This is a genomic window from Allobosea sp. CRIB-10 (assembly GCF_900112185.1).
GTDB lineage: Bacteria > Pseudomonadota > Alphaproteobacteria > Rhizobiales > Beijerinckiaceae > Allobosea.
Genome location: NZ_FOKP01000013.1, coordinates 1 through 19700 on the forward strand (window position 1 = coordinate 1; position 19700 = coordinate 19700).

22 protein-coding genes are annotated in these 19700 nt (G+C 66.9%); 11 read left to right on the forward strand and 11 right to left on the reverse strand.

The window, feature by feature from the left end:
• Positions 1-270: 270 nt before the first annotated feature.
• The 3 genes from BMZ69_RS31625 to thrS are packed head-to-tail and all read right to left on the reverse strand — an operon-like array spanning position 271 to position 4224.
• Complete coding sequence (locus tag BMZ69_RS31625) at positions 271-894, reverse strand: GDYXXLXY domain-containing protein (RefSeq protein ID WP_175506835.1); 624 nt, start codon at positions 892-894, stop codon at positions 271-273.
• Positions 891-2180 (reverse strand): DUF2157 domain-containing protein, encoded by a 1290-nt coding sequence (locus BMZ69_RS16665; protein ID WP_175506836.1) that lies wholly within the window; start codon positions 2178-2180, stop codon positions 891-893. The genes BMZ69_RS31625 and BMZ69_RS16665 overlap by 4 nt, the downstream gene beginning before the upstream one ends.
• 46 nt (positions 2181-2226) lie before the next feature.
• Entirely contained in the window at positions 2227-4224 is a 1998-nt protein-coding gene (gene thrS, locus BMZ69_RS16670; protein ID WP_092158564.1) for a threonine--tRNA ligase, read from the reverse strand.
• Positions 4225-4461: 237 nt separating this feature from the next.
• On the opposite strand from thrS, the gene BMZ69_RS16675 reads away from it, so the two are divergent.
• Positions 4462-4701, forward strand: a complete 240-nt coding sequence (locus tag BMZ69_RS16675; protein ID WP_092158566.1) for a cysteine rich repeat-containing protein — start codon at positions 4462-4464, stop codon at positions 4699-4701.
• On the opposite strand, the gene yidD is transcribed toward BMZ69_RS16675, so the two are convergent.
• The gene (gene yidD / locus BMZ69_RS32140; RefSeq protein WP_280142113.1) at positions 4683-5048 is read right to left on the reverse strand and encodes a membrane protein insertion efficiency factor YidD; all 366 of its coding nucleotides are present in this window, start codon (positions 5046-5048) and stop codon (positions 4683-4685) included. The genes BMZ69_RS16675 and yidD overlap by 19 nt on opposite strands.
• Before the next feature lie 85 nt (positions 5049-5133).
• On the opposite strand from yidD, the gene BMZ69_RS16685 reads away from it, so the two are divergent.
• Positions 5134-5862 carry a phosphatase PAP2 family protein gene (locus tag BMZ69_RS16685; RefSeq protein WP_175506837.1) on the forward strand — a complete coding sequence of 243 codons (729 nt, stop codon included), beginning with the start codon at positions 5134-5136 and terminating at the stop codon, positions 5860-5862.
• A 3-nt stretch (positions 5863-5865) separates the two neighbouring features.
• Here BMZ69_RS16685 and BMZ69_RS16690 read toward each other — a convergent pair whose 3' ends face one another.
• On the reverse strand, positions 5866-6315 hold the full coding sequence (locus BMZ69_RS16690; protein WP_092158852.1) for an iron-sulfur cluster assembly scaffold protein: 450 nt from the start codon (positions 6313-6315) through the stop codon (positions 5866-5868).
• Positions 6316-6473: 158 nt separating this feature from the next.
• Between BMZ69_RS16690 and folE the strand changes: the two genes are divergently transcribed.
• The 3 genes from folE (at position 6474) to BMZ69_RS16705 (ending at position 8847) form a co-directional block, all read left to right on the forward strand.
• Positions 6474-7115, forward strand: coding sequence for a GTP cyclohydrolase I FolE (gene folE, locus BMZ69_RS16695; protein WP_092158572.1), 642 nt, complete (start codon positions 6474-6476; stop codon positions 7113-7115).
• A 161-nt stretch (positions 7116-7276) separates the two neighbouring features.
• A complete protein-coding gene (gene hisI / locus BMZ69_RS16700; protein WP_092158574.1) occupies positions 7277-7678 on the forward strand; it encodes a phosphoribosyl-AMP cyclohydrolase in 402 nt (133 codons plus the stop codon).
• A gap of 149 nt (positions 7679-7827) precedes the next feature.
• The gene (locus BMZ69_RS16705) at positions 7828-8847 is read left to right on the forward strand and encodes a patatin-like phospholipase family protein (RefSeq protein WP_092158576.1); all 1020 of its coding nucleotides are present in this window, start codon (positions 7828-7830) and stop codon (positions 8845-8847) included.
• 125 nt (positions 8848-8972) lie between these two features.
• Here the strand turns inward: BMZ69_RS16705 and BMZ69_RS16710 are convergent, their stop codons facing one another.
• Together BMZ69_RS16710 and BMZ69_RS16715 are read right to left on the reverse strand one after the other, a co-directional pair.
• Positions 8973-9404, reverse strand: coding sequence for a CBS domain-containing protein (locus BMZ69_RS16710; protein WP_092158578.1), 432 nt, complete (start codon positions 9402-9404; stop codon positions 8973-8975).
• 189 nt (positions 9405-9593) lie between these two features.
• On the reverse strand, positions 9594-10412 hold the full coding sequence (locus BMZ69_RS16715) for a rhomboid family intramembrane serine protease (RefSeq protein ID WP_092158580.1): 819 nt from the start codon (positions 10410-10412) through the stop codon (positions 9594-9596).
• Positions 10413-10778: 366 nt separating this feature from the next.
• On the opposite strand from BMZ69_RS16715, the gene BMZ69_RS16720 reads away from it, so the two are divergent.
• From BMZ69_RS16720 to BMZ69_RS16735, 4 genes are all read left to right on the forward strand, one after another.
• Positions 10779-11351 (forward strand): PAS domain-containing protein, encoded by a 573-nt coding sequence (locus tag BMZ69_RS16720; protein WP_092158582.1) that lies wholly within the window; start codon positions 10779-10781, stop codon positions 11349-11351.
• A gap of 65 nt (positions 11352-11416) precedes the next feature.
• Positions 11417-12031, forward strand: a complete 615-nt coding sequence (locus BMZ69_RS16725; RefSeq protein ID WP_092158584.1) for a PilZ domain-containing protein — start codon at positions 11417-11419, stop codon at positions 12029-12031.
• Positions 12032-12574: 543 nt separating this feature from the next.
• Entirely contained in the window at positions 12575-13207 is a 633-nt protein-coding gene (locus tag BMZ69_RS16730; protein WP_092158586.1) for a transglutaminase-like cysteine peptidase, read from the forward strand.
• Positions 13208-13783: 576 nt separating this feature from the next.
• The gene (locus BMZ69_RS16735; RefSeq protein ID WP_092158588.1) at positions 13784-14182 is read left to right on the forward strand and encodes a DUF1236 domain-containing protein; all 399 of its coding nucleotides are present in this window, start codon (positions 13784-13786) and stop codon (positions 14180-14182) included.
• A gap of 293 nt (positions 14183-14475) precedes the next feature.
• On the opposite strand, the gene BMZ69_RS16740 is transcribed toward BMZ69_RS16735, so the two are convergent.
• On the reverse strand, positions 14476-15006 hold the full coding sequence (locus BMZ69_RS16740; protein ID WP_092158590.1) for a gamma carbonic anhydrase family protein: 531 nt from the start codon (positions 15004-15006) through the stop codon (positions 14476-14478).
• Between the two features lie 52 nt (positions 15007-15058).
• Positions 15059-15388 (reverse strand): DUF6949 family protein, encoded by a 330-nt coding sequence (locus BMZ69_RS16745; RefSeq protein WP_092158854.1) that lies wholly within the window; start codon positions 15386-15388, stop codon positions 15059-15061.
• Between the two features lie 172 nt (positions 15389-15560).
• Between BMZ69_RS16745 and BMZ69_RS16750 the strand changes: the two genes are divergently transcribed.
• Positions 15561-16286 carry a hypothetical protein gene (locus BMZ69_RS16750; protein WP_092158592.1) on the forward strand — a complete coding sequence of 242 codons (726 nt, stop codon included), beginning with the start codon at positions 15561-15563 and terminating at the stop codon, positions 16284-16286.
• 160 nt (positions 16287-16446) lie between these two features.
• Here the strand turns inward: BMZ69_RS16750 and BMZ69_RS16755 are convergent, their stop codons facing one another.
• Positions 16447-16659 carry a DUF3126 family protein gene (locus BMZ69_RS16755; protein WP_092158856.1) on the reverse strand — a complete coding sequence of 71 codons (213 nt, stop codon included), beginning with the start codon at positions 16657-16659 and terminating at the stop codon, positions 16447-16449.
• Between the two features lie 169 nt (positions 16660-16828).
• On the opposite strand from BMZ69_RS16755, the gene BMZ69_RS16760 reads away from it, so the two are divergent.
• The gene (locus BMZ69_RS16760; RefSeq protein ID WP_092158594.1) at positions 16829-18208 is read left to right on the forward strand and encodes a serine hydrolase domain-containing protein; all 1380 of its coding nucleotides are present in this window, start codon (positions 16829-16831) and stop codon (positions 18206-18208) included.
• A gap of 100 nt (positions 18209-18308) precedes the next feature.
• Here the strand turns inward: BMZ69_RS16760 and BMZ69_RS16765 are convergent, their stop codons facing one another.
• Positions 18309-19634, reverse strand: a complete 1326-nt coding sequence (locus tag BMZ69_RS16765; protein WP_092158858.1) for a serine hydroxymethyltransferase — start codon at positions 19632-19634, stop codon at positions 18309-18311.
• Between the last annotated feature and the right edge of the window lie 66 nt (positions 19635-19700).

The following is a 19700-nucleotide window of genomic DNA, read 5'->3' on the forward strand; positions in this document are numbered from 1 at the left end:
GGCCGACTGCGAGCCCTCCAAGCCAGCCGCTGAAGACCGCCCACCAAACCAGCACCCCAAACAATCGGCCTCAGCCGCGTTTCGCAGAGGAATCCTTGTGGGGAGGGGGCCGGGGTGGGGGGCGGAAAGTCAGAACTCGATCCTTGCCAGTCGACCCCGATCCACCCCTACAATCGACCTTGCACCAAGTCGTTCGCCCCCCATCCCCATACCCTTCCCCACAAGGGGGGAAGGGAGGAGTTCAGGCGATCAGCGCTGCGGCAATCCAGCTCAGTAAGGCGGCTCCTGATGCACCAGCTTGCCGTCGATCAGCAGCCGCTTGATCGCAGCCTGTCCGGAACTCGACACGGCGGCGACGATCTCCAGCCGCTTGCGCTCGGTGGTCTCGATGGCGCGGCCGGTGCCTTCAGGGACGAAGTAGCTTTCGAGGCCGTACTCGACGCGGATGGCGCTGCGGCCGGCGTTGCAATCCTGGTCGCCGTTCGGATTGACCGCGCAGGCGGCGGTCGAGACGACCTTGCCCTCAAGCACGGCCCCACCGGCGGGTGCCGGTGGGCGGGAGAGATAAACGCCCTTCGCCTCGGCGAGCCCATCGGCACCAGGCGCGACGCGGACGAAGACCGTCTGGTTGCGCGCGAAGCTCTTGTCACCGTCGAGCTTGGCGGGTTCGAGCGTGCTGATCTTGTAGTTCAGGATGACATAGTCGCCGCGGAAGAGATCACGCGGATCGAGCGGCGCGGTCGCCAGCCTGACCTCCGTGCCCGAGCGCAGGATGCCGGCGCGCGACTCGACCAGGGCCAAGATCAGCCCGCAGAGCAGGACGATGGTGGCGAGCCCGCGCCAGAGCGGCGAGACGCGGCCGAGAATCGCATCGGCGGAGGGCAGGCGGATCACGGCGCGGCCTCCATCGGCTTGCTGAATTTGGCGAGGAGCCGGCGCATCCCGCTGGCGATCGCGATCAGGGCCGCGCCGCCGACCAGGAAGAACAGCGACTGGTCGAGCAGGGTGCCGATCGTCTGCCAGAGCAGGGTCACGACCGCGATGGCGAACAGCAGCGAGCCGGCGATGCTGAGCCGGCGCACGCCACCGCCCGCTCCGGCGACGACAACGCCGATCGCGATCGAGAGGATCAGCGCGGCGACGACGATCTTGCCGGCCATGCTGACCGCACCGCCGCTCCAGAACAGCACCGGTACCAGCAGCGACATGACGAGCGCCGCCGCCAGCGGCCAGGCGAAGCGGCGCTCGCGCGCCAGCAGACCGAAGCCGACCACCGCCGGCAGCGCCAGCGCATAAGCGACATAGTTCAGCGAATGCGCAGTTCCCGCCTTCGCCTCGCTCGGATCGAGGATGCGGATCAGCTCGAAATTGAGCGAGAGGATCAGGCCGATCAGCCCCCAGGGCAGGAAGGCGGTGAGCAGGCCCGGACCGCCGCGCTCGAGCGCCAGCGCGCCGAGGGCAACGAACAGCGTGGAGACGGCGAGCCCGTAGGCGAGCAGGCCGTAGTCGAAGCGCAGGAAGGCCGGCTGGCCCGGCAGGGTCGCGAACCAACCGAGCAGCGCCAAAGCAGCGACATGATGGACGAGACGGTTGTGCCGGGTCGCGGCCAGCCACAGCGCTGGCAGGAAGGGCAGCCAGAACAGCAGATGCGCCCTACCCTCGCCTTCGTCCCAGCGACCGCCGGCCCAGCAACCGATCGCGACGATCGCGATGATGAGCGCGCCATTCGAGCGCAGCAGGCAGGCGACGATTAGCGCGCCGAGCGCGACCAGGAGCGCCCCGCCGGGCCAGTCGGTCGGGAGATGGTACATCTGGCCGACGAGCGCGACGCCGGCCGCGAAGATCAGCGTGCCACAGGTCGCAGCGGCATCGGCGCCGCCGGTCGAGCCGCGGTTCTGCAGCCGGGCCGTGATGCCGAGCGCACCGGCGAGGCCGAGCAGGATCATGACGAGCTTGGCAACCCTGGGAATCTCCTCCCAGTTCGCCGCGACGAAGGCGGAGACACTGGAGGCGATCAGCAGACCGCCGAACAGGCCGATCAGGGCCGGAAGCTTGAAGCCGCCGCCCTCCTGCGCCAGCGAACGGCGGATGGTCGCGGCGCTTTCGGGACTGACCAGCCCCTCCCCCACCCAGCGACCCAGATCGGCTTCGAGCCGTTTGCGATAGGAACCCGTCAGCATGCCGGCCATTTGGCACGGGCTGACGGGTTTTGGCGAGATGGCCGCCTCAGGCCGCCTTGACCTTCCGTTTCCGCGCGAGATCGGGCGGCGTCGCCTCCTCGGTCAGCGCCGCGACGACCGCGTCGAGGCTCATCACCGTCTGGGTCTGGCTGCCGAGACGGCGCACCGTCACGGTCTTCTCCTCGGCCTCGCGCTTGCCGACGGCGAGGATGACCGGGACCTTGGCCAGCGAGTGCTCGCGCACCTTGTAGCTGATCTTCTCGTTGCGAAGGTCGGCGCGGGCGCGCAGGCCGGCCGAGAGCAGCGCCATGGTGACTTCCTCGCCATAGGCATCAGCCTCGGAGGTGATCGGCGCGACGATGATCTGCTCGGGCGCCAGCCAGAGCGGGAAATGCCCGGCATGGTGCTCGATCAGGATGCCGACGAAGCGCTCCAGCGAACCGCAGATGGCGCGGTGGATCATGACCGGCTGCTTCTTCTCGCCGTCCGAGCCGATATAGAAGGCGCCGAAGCGTTCCGGCAGGTTGAAGTCGACCTGCGTCGTGCCGCATTGCCAGTCGCGGCCGATGGCGTCGCGCAGGACGTATTCGAACTTCGGCCCGTAGAAGGCGCCCTCGCCCGGATTGATCTCGGTCCTGATCCGGTTGCCGGACTGCCTGGCGATCGTCTCCAGCACGTCGGTCATGACCGCCTCGGCATGGTCCCAGACCGCGTCGGAGCCGACGCGCTTCTCAGGCCGAGTCGAGAGCTTGATGACGAGCTCCTCGGTGAAGCCGAAATCCTCGTAGACCGAGAGGATCAGGTCATTGATCTTCATGCACTCGGCGGCGAGCTGCTCCTCGGTGCAGAAGATATGGGCGTCGTCCTGGGTGAAGCCGCGCACCCGCATCAGCCCGTGCAGCGCGCCCGAGGGCTCGTAGCGGTGAACATTGCCGAATTCGGCCAGCCGGATCGGCAGGTCGCGATAGCTCTTCAGCCCGTGCTTGAAGATCTGGACATGGCCCGGGCAGTTCATCGGCTTCAGCGCGAAGACCTTGTGGTCGCGCTCCTGGTCGTTCGGGTTCTCGAAGGCGGAGGCCGACTTCACCGCGAACATGTTGTCCTGATACCAGCCCCAATGGCCGGAGGTCTCCCAGAGCGACTTGTCGAGCACCTGCGGGGCGTTGACCTCCTCATAGTCGGCGGCGAGCCGCCGGCGCATATAGGTCAGCACCTCCTGGAACAACCGCCAGCCCTTGGAGTGCCAGAAGACGACGCCCGGCCCCTCCTCCTGGAAGTGGAACAGGTCCATCTCGCGGCCGAGGCGGCGATGGTCGCGTTTCTCGGCTTCCTCGAGCTGCTTGAGATAGGCGTCAAGCTCCTCCTGCCGGGCGAAGGCGGTGCCGTAGATGCGGGTCAGCATCGCGTTGTTGCTGTCGCCGCGCCAATAGGCGCCGGCCGTCTTCATCAGCTTGAAGGCGTTGCCGACCTTGCCGACCGAGGTCATGTGCGGGCCGCGGCAGAGGTCGATCCAGTCGCCCTGCGCATACATCTTCAGCGTCTGGTCGGCGGGAATCGCATCGACCAGCTCGACCTTGTAGGCCTCGCCCTTCGCGGCGAAGAAGTCCTTGGCCTTGTCGCGGCTCCAGACCTCCTTGGTGAAGGGTCTGTCGCGCGCGATGATCTCGCGCATCTTCTTCTCGATCGCCGGGAAGTCCTCCGGGGTGAAGGGCTCGTTGCGGGCGAAATCGTAGAAGAAGCCGTTCTCGATGACGGGGCCGATCGTCACCTGCGTCCCGGGGAAAAGCTCCTGGACGGCTTCGGCGAGGACGTGCGCGGTGTCGTGCCGGATCAGCTCCAGCGCGCGCGGGTCCTCGCGGCCCAGGAACTCGATCTTCGCGTCGCGCTCGATCGGGTCGCCGAGATCCACGACCACGCCGTCGAGGGCCATCGCGACGGTGCGCTTCAGCAGAGAGGGGGAAATGCCGCCGGCAATATCCTTGCCGGTAATGCCGGCCGGGAATTCGCGCTGCGCGCCATCGGGAAATGTCAGGGAGATCGTCATCGATCGCGCTCCTGCTCACTCGGGGATACGAGCCCCGTAAGTCAAGGCCGGCTGCTTTGAGGGGCGCGGCCGGCAGCCGGATCGGCGCGCGCCGGGGAGGCCTATACGAGCGGGAGGACACAGGCAATCGCCGAATGGCCTGCGTACGAAGCTGTCCGTTTCGTCATGTTCCGGTCAGGTCGCGGCAAAGCCGGCACGCCCAGCATCGCGGCCTCGCCATCAGGGAGACCACAGACTATGTCCCGCAGCCTAGCCCTCGCCTTCGCCGGCCTGCTCCTGCCTGCCACCGCATTTGCCCAGGCGCCGGATCGCGCCGCCATCCGCAAGGCCTGCGCCGCCGATTTCCAGGCCAACTGTCCGGGGATCAAGCCGGGCGGCGGACGGCTTGCCGCCTGCCTGAAGGAAAAGCGCGCCTCGTTCTCCGAGGCCTGCCTGACCACGCTACAGCAGGCGCGGGCTCAGCGCCCTGGCGGCTGAGGCTCGTCAGCCGCCGGCGCGTTGACCCCGCGCCAGCGGCCATAGGCCCAGGGCTTGTACCAGGCGCCCTCGGGCGGCAGTTCCTCGCAGACGAGGTCGATGCCCGAGGTGCCGAGCGGAGTGCAGCGGCAGATGCGGGCGACGCCGACCCAGCCGCCGGCCCAGAGCCCATGCCGCTGGATCGCCTCGTCGGTATATTCCGAGCAGGACGGCCAGTGCCGGCACTGCCGGCCGATCAGCATGGAGAGGCTGAGCTGATAGCCGCGGATCAGCAGATGCGCACCCCGCCGTGGAGCAAGCGCGAGGCCGCGTCGCCATGAAAGGCTTTTTTCAGCATGTTTAGGCAGGTATGACTTGAGCGAACCTCGCCGTCCCCGCTCACCTCTCTCCATCGCCCTTCGCCGATTCTGCCCTTCCCACCCCCCGGTCATGATGCGCGCACGTTTCCTTGCCTCCGCCACCGCCCTTTGCGGGCCGCTGCTCGCCCTGACCCTGGCCATGCCGGCGGCTGCACAGCAGAGACCCTACCTGATCTGGCTCGACGCCGCCAAAATCGACGTTGCCAAGGTGATGGGCCTGCCGCCGGCGCAGAACTCGCCGGAACATCGCGCCGAGTTCGAGAAGGTGCTTGCCATCTCCCAAGCCCGCACACCGGAACGCGAGAAACAGGCGATCGCCGACCAATACCAGACGCTCAATGCGTTCCTGAAAGGCATGGACCACAATTATATCGACGGCACCCATCGCGAGACGCGGCTGCTGATGCGCGAGGCGCAGATCGAGCTCGCCATCCTCCTGAAGAGCGTCAACCGCCTGACCAGCCGCATCCGGCCTTTCCAGATGTGGAACAAGGTCCGGGTCAAGCCCTGCCCCGGCGGACGGCCGGAAGGCACCTCCTTCCCCTCGGCCCATGCCGCGACCGCGGCGCTCTACGCCACGCTGCTCTCGGACGCCGTACCCGAGTTCGCGGACAAGTTCGAAGAGCGGGTCAAGAGCTATGACGAGAGCCGCCTCGTCTGCGGCTTCCACTACCCGACCGACCTGGAGGCCGGCGACAAGATCGGCCGCGTCGTCGCCAAGGCGCTGCTGGCAGAGAAGGCCTTCAGGGTCCGCTATGACGAGACGAAGCCGGAGATCAGGCAGGCGTTCGGGCTGAAGTAGCGCTCAGCTCGCGACCGTCTCGCGCCGCTTCGCCTCGATCTGGCCGATCGCGTCGACGACCGCGTCGAAGGTCAGCATGGTCGAGGCGTGGCGCGCCTTGAAGTCGCGGACCGGCACGAGGACGGAGAGATCCGCCCATTTGCCGGCGGGCGGATCCGCCCCCTCCTTCAGGATCGCGCGGGCCTGCTCGCGGACCTCGCGCAGCTCGTCGGCCGTCGAGCCGACGACATGGCGCGCCATGATCGAGGATGAAGCTTGGCCGAGCGCGCAGGCGCGCACATCATGGCCGAAACCGGTGACGACATCCTCGTCCATCATCAGGTCGATGGTCACAGTCGAGCCGCACAGGCGCGAATGGGCCGTAGCCGTCGCATCCGGCGCCGGCAGGCGCTCGAGCAGCGGGATGTTTCCTGCCAATTCCAGGATTCGCTTGTTGTAGACATCGTTCAGCATGTGCAAGCCCATGCGGGGGTGGATCGACCCGCCTTGCACCCCAATATAGAAAGGACCCTCCCAGATGGGGAGGGCCCTCTCGCCGTAGCAGTCGACGAATTGATCCATCCCCGCCTTCCGCACGTAGGAGGGCGAGACAACAAAACGGAAGGCACCACATGGACGCCGTGGTTAAGTCCTTACCCGCGGACCAGGCCCTGCGCCCGGCCGCAGACACCTTTCTCGTCAGAAAGCCGACGCGGGAAGAAGCCGAGGAAGCGGTGCGCACCCTGATCCTCTGGGCCGGCGACGATCCTTCGCGCGAGGGCCTGCTCGAAACACCCGGCCGCGTCGCCAAGGCCTATCGCGAGTTCTACAGCGGCTACGACGAGGACCCCGAGGAGATTCTCGAGCGCGTGTTCGAGGAGGTCGACGGCTACAAGGACATGGTTCTCGTCCGCGACATCCCGTTCCAGTCGCATTGCGAGCACCACATGGTGCCCTTCGTCGGCAAGGTCCATATCGGCTACTACCCGAACGGTGGCGTGGTCGGCCTGTCCAAGCTCGCCCGTGTCGTCGAGGTCTATGCGCGCCGCCTGCAGACGCAGGAAACCATGACCGCGCAGATCGCCCAGGCGATCGAGCGGTCGCTGAAGCCCGGCGGCGTCGCCGTCCTCGTCGAGGCCGAGCATATGTGCATGTCGATGCGCGGCGTGCAGAAGCAGGGCTCGTCGACGATGACGACGCAGTATACCGGCCGCTTCCGCGACCCGGCCGAGCAGGTGCGCTTCTTCACCATGGTGAAGTCGCCGGCGCTGTGATCCACCCATCGAGGCGTATCATGCTCGGGCTTGACCCGAGCATCTCGAAAACCAGCGTCCTCTCGTCATGAGATTCTCGGGTCGGCGCTTCGCGCCGCCCGAGAATGACGGTTTGCGTCGTCAGCGCTATATAGCGCGCACCATCCCCTCAGGATCCCGACATGACCGCCTTCCCCACCCTCTCAGCCAAGGCCGATATCGAAGAGGGCACGGTCCTTGCTCCCAAATTCGATCGCGACGGCCTCGTCACCTGCGTCACCACCGACGCAAAGACCGGCGAGGTGCTGATGGTCGCGCATATGAACGCCGAATCGCTGCGCCGGAGCATCGAGACGGGCGAAGCCTGGTACTGGTCGCGCTCGCGCCAAAGCCTCTGGCGCAAGGGCGAGACCTCAGGCCAGCTCCAGAGCATCGTCGAGATGCGGGTCGACTGCGATCAGGACGCGATCTGGATCAAGGTCAATGTCGGCGGAGACGGCGGCTGCTGCCACACCGGCCGCCACAGCTGCTTCTATCGGGTTAAGCCGGTCGGCACGGCCGCGGACGGGCCACTGGCCTTCTGAACCGGGATTGCCTGCTTCGTTGGCAATCCTTTCACCACGCTTTCATGTTTCCTTCAAAAGCGACTGATAGCCGCCCAAGGTCCCGGCGCCGTTCATCCTTCGCTCATCGGCACGCGCGATCCTGAGCCTCCCGCGGAGGGATCGCGCCGATGAAGCTGGAGAACATCGCCAGACGGGCCTTTGGATTGGGCGGCGGCGGAGCTGCGATGAACGATCTCGTTTCCGAACCCGCTCCTCGGTTCAGCCGGCCGAGAATCGGCCTGGCCCTCGGCGGCGGCGCCGCGCGCGGCTGGGCCCATATCGGCGTGCTCGACGTCCTGACCGAGGCCGGCTACGCGCCGGAGGTGATCGCCGGCACCTCGATCGGCGCGGTCGTCGGCGGCTGCTATGCCGCGGGCAAGCTGGAGCAATTGCGCGAATTCGCGCTCGGCCTGACCAAGCGTCGCGTCGTCGGCCTGATGGATTTCCATCTCGGCGGCGCCGGGCTGATCTCGGGCGGCCGGCTGAAGCGCCTGCTGGAGCGCGACCTCGCCGGCCTGCAGATCGGCGATCTCGCGCAGACTTATGCCGCCGTCGCGACCGAGCTCGGCACCGGCCATGAGATTTGGCTGACTCGCGGCTCGCTGGTCGACGCGCTGCGCGCCTCCTATGCGTTGCCCGGCGTGTTCGACCCGGTGAAGCTCGGCGGACGCTGGCTGATGGACGGGGCGCTGGTCAATCCGGTGCCGGTCACGGTGGCGCGGGCGCTCGGCGCCGACGTCGTGCTCTGCGTCAACCTGAACAGCGACATGACCGGCCGCGGCACGGTGATCCAATCCTATGGCGCCGACGCCGATCCGGAACCCGTGGCCGAGCAGCGCCCGGCTTCCGGCTGGTTCGGCGGCATGCGCGAGCGCATGCGCGGCATCGTCGGCAAGGCCAATCACGACCAGCAGCCGGGCCTCGCCGGCGTGATGGTCGACGCCTTCAACATCACGCAGGACCGGATTTCACGCTCGCGACTCGCCGGCGACCCGCCCGATGTGATGATCGGGCCCAAGCTCGGCCGAGTCGGACTGTTCGACTTCCACCGCGCCGACGAGGCGATCGCGCTCGGCCGGCAAGCGGCGGAGCGCGCGCTGGACGAGGTCGCCGCGATCGTCGCGGCCAACCACCTGCCGCTGAACTAGGCCGGAGCGACCCGGACGTCCGTCATGGTCGGGCTCGTCCCGACCATCCACGCCTTCGTTCTTCGAGAGCGGTGTTCAAGACGTGGATGCTCACCACAAGGGCGAGCATGACGCCAACGGAACGCTCACGCCATCGCGATATAGTCGCGCATCGCCCGGCTTTCGGCCTCGATCTCGGCGACGCGATGCTTGACCACGTCACCGATCGAAACGATTCCCGCGATCCGGCCATTGTCCACCACCGGCACGTGCCGGAAGCGGCCCGAGGTCATGATTTCCATGAGATCGTCGACGCTGGTGTCCGGCCGGCAGGTCACGACCTTGGCGGTCATCGCGCGGGACACCGGCGTCTCCAGCGCGGCGGCGCCATCCGTGCCGAGGGCCTTGATGATGTCGCGCTCGGAGAGGATGCCGAGCAGGCCGCCATCGGCGCCGGTGACGACCACCGCGCCGATCCGCTTCTCGGCCAGGGTCCGCGCCGCCTCGCCGAGCGTCCGGTGCGGCTGCACCGAGACTACCTCTGCCCCCTTGCTTCCGAGAATATGAACGACGTTCATCGACTTCTCCTCCGACGGTAGCGGCACCGTTGGCCGGTGCACGTCAATAGGTTGCGACGAGAGCAGCGCCGGGTCCTGCGGACCGTTCCGTCCGCGGCGCGACGCCACGCTGGACTGGCTTCAATGTGAGCGAAGTCTGGGGCGACGGCAAGGCGATCGTGGAACGCAGCCTGCCTGCCTCGGTTGTGATCAGCGCCTGACCGGCCCGCGATCGAGCAGCGGGAACAACAGCAAGCCGGCGAGGAAGCCGCCGATATGCGCTTCCCAGGCGATGCTGGTCTCTTCGCCGAGGATCGGCACCAGCCCGGCGCCGAAGATGATGTTGGTGACGAACCAGATCACCACGAAGAGCATCGCCCGCGAGTTGCGCCAGAGGCCGCCGAGCGGCTCGGCCGGAATCGCACGCACCACCTCGTCATGGCCGAGCCCGCCGAAATGCACGCCGGGCGAGAAGACGAAGCGGATCGCCGCCGCCGTCGCGCCGGAAACGCCGGCCGAGGCGCCGACCAGCGGCAGCACGTCGAGCTCGCGAGACCACCAGTGCAGCAGGGCGCCGGCGATCGTCGAGAGCGCCATCAGCAGCAGAAAACGCCCTGCCCCGAGCCGGCGTGCGACCGGGCTGCCGAAGGCCGCCAGCCAGACTACGTTCGAAATCAGATGCAGCCAAGAGCCGTGCAGCAGCCCGTAGCTGAGCAGCGTCCAGGGCTGACCACCGCCATCCGCCAGCAAGAGGCGCACCAGTTGCAGGCGCTGGACGAAATCGGGAGTGCCGGCGCTGCCGAGCGAGCGGGCGACCTCCTCAAGGCGGTCCGGTGCGAACCAGAGCGTCAGGCGCGCCGGCACGAAGGACAGCCAGGAGACGAGGAGAAAGTCGTCGTGTGCGCTGAGCAGTTCGCGCACGCCCTGAATCAGCGCCAAGGCCGCGACCAGCCAGACGACGGCGCCAGGCAGATTGAAGATCGGCTCGCGTGCCGGAGGGCCGTCTGGATCGTCTGGATATGCCGCCATCACGCCCTCACTGGCGCATCGGCCTCCGGCAGGCAACAGAAAAGGGGAGAGCTGAAGCTCTCCCCTTCCCTCCCGGCCGGTCACGCCCCCGCGCCCCCGCCTTTTCCGGTAAGCCCGCTCGCATTGGGCGGGCTCGAATTCGACGAGGGATTTATGCGGCATTTTAGGCATCTTCCACAAGCTTAACCGTTGCTTAACCTTAACGACCCCTGCCGCCTCCCCCTGTCCAGGTCGCGTGGCAAGACGGCATGCGGGCTGCGTCCTGCCGATTCGCAAGGGCCCGACAGTCTCCACCTCGAACGAAAGCGATCCGATTTGACACGCATTCGCACGATCAGGGACTGCGCAGACCGGACTGGACACGACATGAAGAATCCGAGCACCCGCCTGGTTTTCGATTATTGGGACGCGTTGCGCGGCGAACGGAGCGCCCCCGAACGGGGCGAGATCGAGCCGGGCGCGCTGCGCCATGCGCTGGCCGACACCTTCGTGCTGGAGAACGAGCCGATCGGGCCGGTCTTCCGTTTGGCCGGAACGCGGCTCTGCGCCCTGTTCGATCGCGAGCTGCGCGGACGCGCCTTCGCGGCCCTCTGGCCCGATGTCGAGGCGCAGGGCGACATGCGCCGCCTCGTCCAGACGGTGATGGACGAGAGCGCGGGCGCCGTCGCCGGCCTCTCGGCCCAGACTGAGAACGGCGCCAGCGTCCATCTCGAACTGCTTCTGTTGCCATTGCGCTATCGCGGCCGCACCCATGCCCGCATCCTCGGCGCGCTCTCGCCGGCCTTGTCGCCGGACTGGCTCGGCCTCGATACGCTCGATTCGATGCGGATGATCTCGCTCAGGATGATCTGGCCGGATTCTCGGGCGCAGCGGAGCGGCGAGACGCAGGCTCAGGACAAGCGGCCGAAGCTGATGCTGCTTCCCGGCGGACGTGTGTGAGGCCGCTCTAACTACCTCTTAACTCGCGAGCCGCTAGCATGACCCTGGCAGAAACAGAGTCAGCGATGCTCACGGCGCCCCAAAATCCGAAGACGGGCTCGGTCCCGGTCGAGCGCCGGCGGCATCAGCGCATGAAAGTCGTCCTGCTCGGACGCTACATGCTGCCCAACCGCATGGAATATCCGTGCCAGACCACCGACATCTCGCCGGGCGGGCTGCACATGGTCGCGCCGGTCAAGCCGATGGTCGGCGACCGCGTCATCGTCTATCTCGAACATCTCGGCCGAATCGAAGGCACGGCGGTGCGCACCACGCCCGCCGGCTTCGCGATGACCATCACCGCGACCAGCCGCAAGCGCGAGAAATTCACCGCGCAGCTGACCTGGCTCGCCAATCGCGACGAGCTCGGCCTGCCCGAGGATCGGCGCCATGAGCGCATCGTGCCGCGCAATCCGCGTTGCATCATCACCCTCGAGGACGGCAGCGAGCATGCAATCCGGCTGATCGACATCTCGTTGTCGGGCGCGGCCTTCGCCAGCGACCACCAGTTCGAGATGGGCACGTCGGTCCGGCTCGGCGGTACTGCGGCGATGATCGTACGCCGCTTCGATGGCGGCTACGCCGCCCAGTTCCGCATGCCGCTCTCGGCCGACGCGCTCGACGAGAATCTCGAGCTCTGAGGGCGGGCAAGCGCTTCTTCCGTCCGGCTGAGCCTTCAAGGCAGTTCCGAGGCGCCGCGCCCGGCCCCCGCAAGGCCGGGCAGCGGCTCGCCATGCGTTTTCCGGCCCCAGAAATCTTCGGCAGAACAGGTATCCTGACAGCGCCCTTCTCGCCTGTGGAAGAACGGTGCGGATGAAGGCCGGCGCCGCGCCATAGGAGGCGCAGCGGCAACGACCTCTCTCTAACGACCAAAGGCGGTCTTTGCCCGCCGTCGTCTCCAACCGTGAAAGGAATGCCCCTGTCTCGCCCGCTCGGCGCGGCAACCCTTAACACGGGATTGCCAACCTCGACCGCATGGTTAAGAGACTGGATGGTTAAGGAGATCCATAGTTAAGAATCTCTCACGCGAGGGCTGAGAATTCTTACCCTTGCTTTTATACCTGATTCTCTACAAGTACTTTGATCATCTATAGGCTCGATTTCGGTAAAATTGTCCGCTTTCATTTCAAGCGATCTCTACAGCCCAAGAGCATGGTCGTTCCCGGGACAGGAAAGGGGACGACATGCTTTCGAGCTTCCGGGGATTTCGCGGTCTTGCCGCTGCTACCATTATCGTTCTGACCGGTGTGACCGGCGCGGAGGCGCAGCAGACCGGCGCTCTGCCGGTCGCCAGCGCCCCGATCGTCGCCGGCGGCGACGCCCGAGCGCCCTACGCCTGGACGGATTTCTGCAAGCGCAGCCCGAGCGAATGCGCCGTCGACACCCGCGAGGCTGAGCAGATCGAGTTGACGCCGAAGCTATGGAAGCTGATCGTCGCGGCCAATCTCAAGGCCAATCGCGAGATCGAGGCGATCACCGACCAGGACCACTGGGGCGTGGTCGACCGCTGGGACATCCCGACCGACGGCAAGGGCGATTGTGAGGACTATGTCCTGCTGAAGCGCCTGCGCCTAGCTGAAGCCGGCGTGCCACGCCGGGCCATGCGCGTCACCGTCGTGATCGATGAGGAGAATGCCGGCCACGCCGTGCTGATGATCCGCACCGACCGCGGCGATTTCATCCTCGACAACAAGCGCAACGCGATCCTGCCGTGGAGCCAGACCGGCTACACCTATGTGAAGCGTGAATCCCAGACCCGCACCGGCTGGGCCTCGCTCGGCGGCCTCTCGACCTCGACAGTGGCCTCGCTGCGCTAACGAGAATTGGGGTGCCGGGCCAGACGGAGCTCGGCGCGCCAGAATGAATGGCAAGGCCTGACAAGGCTAGCCATAGGGACGACGCGTCCGGTCACGTCCCCACCCACCCGTCCCCGACCGGGCACGTCCAGGGCCGGCTCCTTCCCCGGGAGCCGGCCCGCTTCTTTAAGTATCTGATTTTCCACACAATCATTTTCCACTCCCTACGCGCTTTTTGCCGCTACTGTCACCACTGCCCTCCGCTCGTCGGGCCGATCGAAGTTTCCACCGGCGGCAGTAGTTGCGGCCGCTCCGCCTGACGCAACGCTGCTGCGGGAGCCATCAAATGGCAGCCGCTGAACTAACCAGCGCATCCGGTACTCGGAACGCATCTCAGATCGAGCTATCCGAAAACCGCCGCATGGATTTCTTTCAGGGGGTTTCCTGCGCGTCCAGTCGTTGAAGCAGCTGCCCCATCCTCACTCGCAGTGCATCGCTCGAAAGGTTGGTGGCTGACCGCCGTCAGGCCCGAGCGCGCCGGAACTTCATCGCCGCGTCTTGGTTGCTGTCACAAGCACGCAACTCAGGAGTTTGGTCATGAAGACTATCGCATTTGCGCTGGCGTTAGCGGTTCTGCCTGCGACGGCGTTCGCACAGAACTCGGGAGCAATCGTACGCGATCCGACCGGCGGCTCTACGCGCGATCCGGCGCTCGGCGTCGGCACAGTCGAGCCTTCGATGAAGCGGGACCCGGCTGGCGGCACGATGATCGACGACTCTCCGCGCTTTCGCGCTTACGTCGTTGAGCAGCGCGTCCCGTCCTACACCTATGCCGAGCCGATGGCGGTCGGCACCGTGTTGCCGGCCGAGGGCGGTATCGTCTATCGCCAGGTGCCCAGTGAATACGGCGCGCAGGGTTACAATTACACGGTCGTGAATGGCCGCACCGTTCTGGTCGAGCCGAGTACCCGGCGCATCGTACAAGTGATCGACTGATCCTGTTCTCGTCGAGGGTCGCATGCTGGCGGGTGTGCGACCCTAACGCTTTGATGCTGCCATGCTAGCTGCGGTCGCTAGCGGCCATCGCTACCACGTGGCTCGCCAGCGCTAGGAATGCGCGAGACACTCTGTCCAAGCTCGAATTAGACATTCTATCCACAGCCTGTCATCGCTCCTGAGCTCAGGCTTGCCGGCTGCCTTGGTGGCCGCAGCGGTGAGCAGGTTGCCTCCTTCTTCGGGAGCCAGCCTGCTTCCGTTCAGGAGTGGTGACTGCGCAGCAGGTTAAGCGGTCAGTCGATCCGCTTCATGCCCTTGGCGAACTGCTTCCAGCGCGCGGAATAGCCAGCGGCCGTGCGGGCGATGCCGGCGACGGCGGCCTCGTCGAGGGTGCGGATCGCTCGTGCCGGCGAGCCAACGATCAATGAATTGTCCGGGAATTCCTTGCCCTCGGTCACCAGCGCATTGGCGCCGACCAGGCAGTTGCGGCCAATTCTAACGTGGTTGAGCACGGTCGCGCCCATGCCGATCAGGCTGTTCTCGCCGATGATGCAGCCATGCAGGATGGCGCGGTGGCCGATGGTGCAGCCGGCGCCGACCCTGAGCGGCGCGCCGGGATCGGTATGGAATACGCAGCCTTCCTGGATATTGGTGGCTTCGCCGATCTCGATCCACTCATTGTCGCCGCGCAGCACCGAGCCGAACCAGATCCCGACATCCTTCGCCAGCCGGACGCGGCCGATGAGATGGGCGTCGGGCGCGAGCCACCACTGCCCGTCCGGTGGGGTCTCGGGAGCGGTCCCGTCGAGCGAATAGAGCGGCATTGTGCTTCCTCCATGTTTCATTTGGAGGATTGCAGGCCCGGCGCCCTCGTCGTCAAGCGGCGCCGAGCACCATCAGCAGGTCGAGCACGACCCGGCCGCTGATCAGGCTCCAGACCGAGGCGATCATGGTCGCTGCCATGACGAAAAAGAAGGGCCGTCCTTCGAGCTGCCGGCCGCGCACGGTGTTGCGCAGGATCAGGAAAGGGGCGCTGAACACCACCACAGGCACGCTCGCCACGGCGCCGACGCCGCCGCTTTGCAGCAATTCGAAGCCAGCGCGCTTGCGCGTGAACAGTTCGAAGGCGCTCGCCAGGAGACCGGCGAAGGCGAAGCCGAGGATCAGCGATTTCAGGGCCTCGACGGCGGAGGGTTCGAGCGTCACGAGCGCGGCTTCCAGCGGATGCTGCGCAACCATGACGCAAGGTCGCGCGATGCGGAAGCAAAGCCTTAACCAATAGTTAACCACGCAGGCTCAGGCATGGTTTACGGGACGTTAAGGCGGTTCTGCTTGAGTTTCCCGATAGGGTCGCCCGCCGGCCCCTGGGACGAATCCGATGAGCCTCTACGCCGCGCCCGACCAGACCCAACCGCTCACCAGCGCCACCGATGTCGCGACGCTGATCCGCAACCATCTGAAGCGCCGCCCAGCGCCGGTCCTGCCGCGCGGAGACCGCGCGCTGCTGAAGCTCGCGGCCGCAATCGTCGCGCTCGGCCTTGGCGGCACCAGCCTCGCCCTCTTCGCCACCCATCCCAATCCCGATGCCGGGACCGAGCTGCAGGCCTCGCGTGTCGGCGATGTGGTGCTGGCGATCCCGCAGAATCTGACCGGCGCCGACAGCGACGAAGGGCGCCTCGTCGGCATGGCGCGCCTACGGCTCGACTGGCCGAGCCTCGGCCCGGTGACGCCCGACACCAGGCATCGCCTGCTGGTGACCTTGAGTCCGCCGGACAAGGTCAACGAGCCGGCGACGCAGCTCTCGACCTATGCCCGCTTCCTGACGCCGACGGTCTGGTCCAATCCGGGCGGGCTGGTGGTGCGCGGCTTCCGCAAGGGCTCGCCCTATGAGGGCGACGAGCTTTACGTCTCGGTGCCGGATGGGCGCGGCTTCGCGGCGCGCTGCCCGGTCGAGACCGCCCAGAGCGGCCTCGACGAGCCCTGCCGCGTGACCTTCCGCCATCGCGGCGTCGATGTGAACATCCGCTTCCCGCGCGCCATCGTCGCCGACTGGCAGATCATGCTCGGCGGCGTGCGTCGCACGCTCGACGGGCTGATGCGCTGACATGAGCCCCAAGCCCTCACTCTAAAGCCCTCATCCTGAGGAGCGGACGACAGTCCGCATCTCGAAGGATGCTTCAGGAGGCTCGGGAGACAGCTGGACCATCCTTCGAGACGGCCCTGCGGGCCTCCTCAGGATGAGGGCTGATAATCCCCGGAAGACCTCAGTCGTCGAGATCGACGTCGAGGATCGCCATGGTGAAGTTGAACGAGCGGTCGCCGTCCTCGTCATCGACATGGATGATGCCGATGAACTCGTCGGCGAGATAGACCTCGGCCGAGTCGGTCTTCTTCAAACGTGCGCGCACGCTGATGTTGTGGTTGGCGAAGGTGCGGCGGAGATAGGCTTCGAGCTTGGCGAGTTCGGTCTTGTCCACGATGACGATCCTTATGTGCGGCGCGGACGGATGCCACGCGTAGGCCGCGAGGGCAAGGACGAAGGCGATCCGGCCAACAACGCATGGCTCATGCGCATTGCAGCGCTGACGCTGCGCCATCGGCCGTGCAAAGCTCCCGCTCCCGCCGCACTCGACGATGGATCCCCCGATGAAGCCCTGGCTGCCCGCCTCGCTCGACTATGTCGCAAGCTGGCTCGAATTCCAGCGCCGTTTCCATGACCAGCCCGGTTGCGCGGTCGCGATCACGAATGAGGGCGAGATCGTGCTCGAGGCTGCCTTCGGCAGCGCCGATCTTTCGACCGGCGAGGCCCTGACGCCGCGCCACGGCTTCCGCATCGCCTCGCATTCGAAGAGCTTCACCGCCGCTGGCATCCTCCGCCTCGTCGAGCAGGGGCGCCTGCGGCTCGACGACAAGGCCGGCGCCTATGTCGAGGGCCTGCATCCAGACGTCGCGGCGGTGACGCTGACGCAGCTCCTTTCCAACAGCGCCGGACTCGCCCGCGACGGCGTCGATTGCGGCCAGTTCTTCGACCGCAAGCCCTATCTGCGGAAAGACGAGCTGCTCGCCGACCTCGCACGCCCTCCGATCTTCCCGGCCTCGCAGCGGCTGAAATACTCCAATCACGGCTTCGGCCTGCTCGGCCTCGTGATCGAGGCGGTGACAGGCGAGCCCTATGCCGACTGGATCGCCCGCGAGATCGTCGCGCCTGCCGGGCTGAAGGAGACCAGGCCCGACATCACGCTCTGGACCGGACCGATGGCGAAGGGCCATAGCGGCACGCTGCCGCTCGGCCGGCGCGTGGTGATCCCGGGCGACAATCCCGGCAATGCCATGGTCGCGGCTGCCGGCTTCGTCGCGACCGCGGCCGACATCGCCCGCTATGTCGCCCAGCTCGCGCCCAACGCGGAACGCAGCATTCTGTCGCCGCTCAGCCGCCGCGAGATGACGCGCCGGCTCTGGCCCGACGCCGAGAGCAGCCTGGGGCGCCATTACGGGCTGGGCACCATTTCCGGCGGCGGCGATGGTTGGGGCTGGGTCGGCCATTCCGGCGGCTTCCAGGGCTTCATCACCCGCACCGCCACCCTGCCCGAGCAGGGCCTCACCATCTCGGTGCTGACCAACGCCATCGACGGCCTCGCCCATCCCTGGCTCGACGGCGTGATGCAGATCTTCCGCAGCTTCGCCGAGCATGGCGCGCCGACGCCGGCGACCGAGCGCTGGCGCAAGCGCCTCTGGACGATCTGGGGCGCCGGTGATCTCGTGCCGGTCGACGGCAAGGTGCTGATGGCCAATCCGGCGCTGTTCAACCCCTTCCTGGACGCCGGCGAGATCGTGCCGGACGGCGAGGACCAGGGCCGCATCGTCAAGGCCTCGGCCTTCGCCAGCCCCGGCGAGCCGGCTCGCCTTGTCCGCAATGCTGCGGGCGAGATCGAAGAGGCCTGGCTCGGCGCCGCGCAGGTGATCGGAGAAGAGGCGCTGAAGGCCGAGATGGTGGGGCGGTATGACCAGCGTCATGCTCGGGCTTGACCCGAGCATCTCAGGCTGGAGGAGGCTCTAATCGGCGCTTTCTCGTCATGAGATTCTCGGGTCCGCGCTGCGCTCCGCCCGAGAATGACGCGCTAGCGCCTCACCTCACATAGTGCAGACGGCCAAACCGCCGCCGGAAGGCCGTCACATCGCGGGCGATCGCTTCGTCCGGCCGCGCCCCCGATAGCCCGTCGGCAATGAACCCAGCGAGCTCCGGCATGTGCTCCGGCTTCATGCCGAAGCGGACGATCTCGGGCGTGCCGAGCCTGAGCCCGTTGACGTCGCCCTCCACCTCCGCGATCGGCAGGCCGATGCCGCAGCTCAGGATGTTGACGGCACGCAGCCGCTTCGCCGCTGCCTGGCCGCCGCCATAGGAGGACGCCTCGATCGCGAACTGGTGCGAGGTCGTCATGCCGCGATCGCGGGCGAAGACCGGCACCTGGCGCTCCACCAGTGCTTCGGCGAGTGCCTTGGCGGTTGCCGCCATCATCACGGCGTAGTCGCGGCCGAACTCCTGCCAGTCCATCATGGTGATCGCCAGCGCCGCCGACTTGGCCGCGTCGAAATTGGCGGTGAGGCCGGGATAGGCGATGGCGTCGAGCTTCTCGGCGAGGCCGGCGTCGTTGGTGACGATCAGGCCGGAGGGCGGGCCGCCCAGGCTCTTATAGGTGCTCATCGTCATGACGTGAGCGCCCTCCTCCAGCGGCTGCTGCCAGCCACCACCTGCGATCATGCCGGAGAGATGAGCGGCGTCGAACAGCACGATAGCGCCGACCTCGTCGGCGATGGCGCGGATCTCGCGGATCGGATGCGGGAAGAGATTGAGGCTGCCGCCGATGCTGATGACCTTCGGCCGAAGCCGCCGCGCATCCTCGCGCAGCTTGCCGACATCGACCGTGTAGCCGTCGGCATCGATCGGCGCGGGATGGGTGACGACGCCGTAGAGCCCGGCGGCGCCGGCACGGTGATGAGTGACATGGCCGCCGATCGCCGGCGGCGGCGCGATCACGACATCGCCCGGCTTCGCGGCAGCCATGAAGACATAGAGATTGGCGATCGCGCCGGAGGGCACGCGGATCTCGGCATAGTTCGCGCCAAAAACCTGCGCCGCCAGCTCGGCCGCCATCACCTCGGTCTGCTCGATCGCCTCGAGGCCCATCTCGTATTTGTCGCCGGGATAGCCGAGCGAGGGCCGCGTGCCGAGCCCCTGCCCCAGCACCGCCTCGGCACGCGGGTTCATCACATTGGTCGCGGGGTTGAGGTTGACGCAGTCACGCTCGTGGATGGTGCGGTTCTCGGCAACGAGGTTCGCGAGCCTCGCCTCGCGCCCTGCCCGATTCTCGCCGGCGACCTCGCCGGCGATGCGCAACACATAGTCCTCGCTCGCCGCCGGCACCCAGCCGCGCCGCGCCAGTTTCGCCGTCATCGCCATCCCTCGCCGAGCCGTGTTTCGTCAGGCCATTGCAGCGATTTGCCGGCGCGGATGCAAACC

Bases quoted from the DNA above. Each gene is read 5' to 3' on its own strand.
- BMZ69_RS16665 (WP_175506836.1), bottom strand. From the start codon at position 2,180: ATGCTGACGGGTTCCTATCGCAAACGGCTCGAAGCCGATCTGGGTCGC.
- thrS (WP_092158564.1), bottom strand. From the start codon at position 4,224: ATGACGATCTCCCTGACATTTCCCGATGGCGCGCAGCGCGAATTCCCG.
- BMZ69_RS16675 (WP_092158566.1), top strand. From the start codon at position 4,462: ATGTCCCGCAGCCTAGCCCTCGCCTTCGCCGGCCTGCTCCTGCCTGCC.
- BMZ69_RS16685 (WP_175506837.1), top strand. From the start codon at position 5,134: ATGCGCGCACGTTTCCTTGCCTCCGCCACCGCCCTTTGCGGGCCGCTG.
- BMZ69_RS16690 (WP_092158852.1), bottom strand. From the start codon at position 6,315: ATGCTGAACGATGTCTACAACAAGCGAATCCTGGAATTGGCAGGAAAC.
- folE (WP_092158572.1), top strand. From the start codon at position 6,474: ATGGACGCCGTGGTTAAGTCCTTACCCGCGGACCAGGCCCTGCGCCCG.
- hisI (WP_092158574.1), top strand. From the start codon at position 7,277: ATGACCGCCTTCCCCACCCTCTCAGCCAAGGCCGATATCGAAGAGGGC.
- BMZ69_RS16705 (WP_092158576.1), top strand. From the start codon at position 7,828: ATGAAGCTGGAGAACATCGCCAGACGGGCCTTTGGATTGGGCGGCGGC.
- BMZ69_RS16710 (WP_092158578.1), bottom strand. From the start codon at position 9,404: ATGAACGTCGTTCATATTCTCGGAAGCAAGGGGGCAGAGGTAGTCTCG.
- BMZ69_RS16715 (WP_092158580.1), bottom strand. From the start codon at position 10,412: ATGGCGGCATATCCAGACGATCCAGACGGCCCTCCGGCACGCGAGCCG.
- BMZ69_RS16720 (WP_092158582.1), top strand. From the start codon at position 10,779: ATGAAGAATCCGAGCACCCGCCTGGTTTTCGATTATTGGGACGCGTTG.
- BMZ69_RS16725 (WP_092158584.1), top strand. From the start codon at position 11,417: ATGCTCACGGCGCCCCAAAATCCGAAGACGGGCTCGGTCCCGGTCGAG.
- BMZ69_RS16730 (WP_092158586.1), top strand. From the start codon at position 12,575: ATGCTTTCGAGCTTCCGGGGATTTCGCGGTCTTGCCGCTGCTACCATT.
- BMZ69_RS16735 (WP_092158588.1), top strand. From the start codon at position 13,784: ATGAAGACTATCGCATTTGCGCTGGCGTTAGCGGTTCTGCCTGCGACG.
- BMZ69_RS16740 (WP_092158590.1), bottom strand. From the start codon at position 15,006: ATGCCGCTCTATTCGCTCGACGGGACCGCTCCCGAGACCCCACCGGAC.
- BMZ69_RS16750 (WP_092158592.1), top strand. From the start codon at position 15,561: ATGAGCCTCTACGCCGCGCCCGACCAGACCCAACCGCTCACCAGCGCC.
- BMZ69_RS16760 (WP_092158594.1), top strand. From the start codon at position 16,829: ATGAAGCCCTGGCTGCCCGCCTCGCTCGACTATGTCGCAAGCTGGCTC.
- BMZ69_RS16765 (WP_092158858.1), bottom strand. From the start codon at position 19,634: ATGACGGCGAAACTGGCGCGGCGCGGCTGGGTGCCGGCGGCGAGCGAG.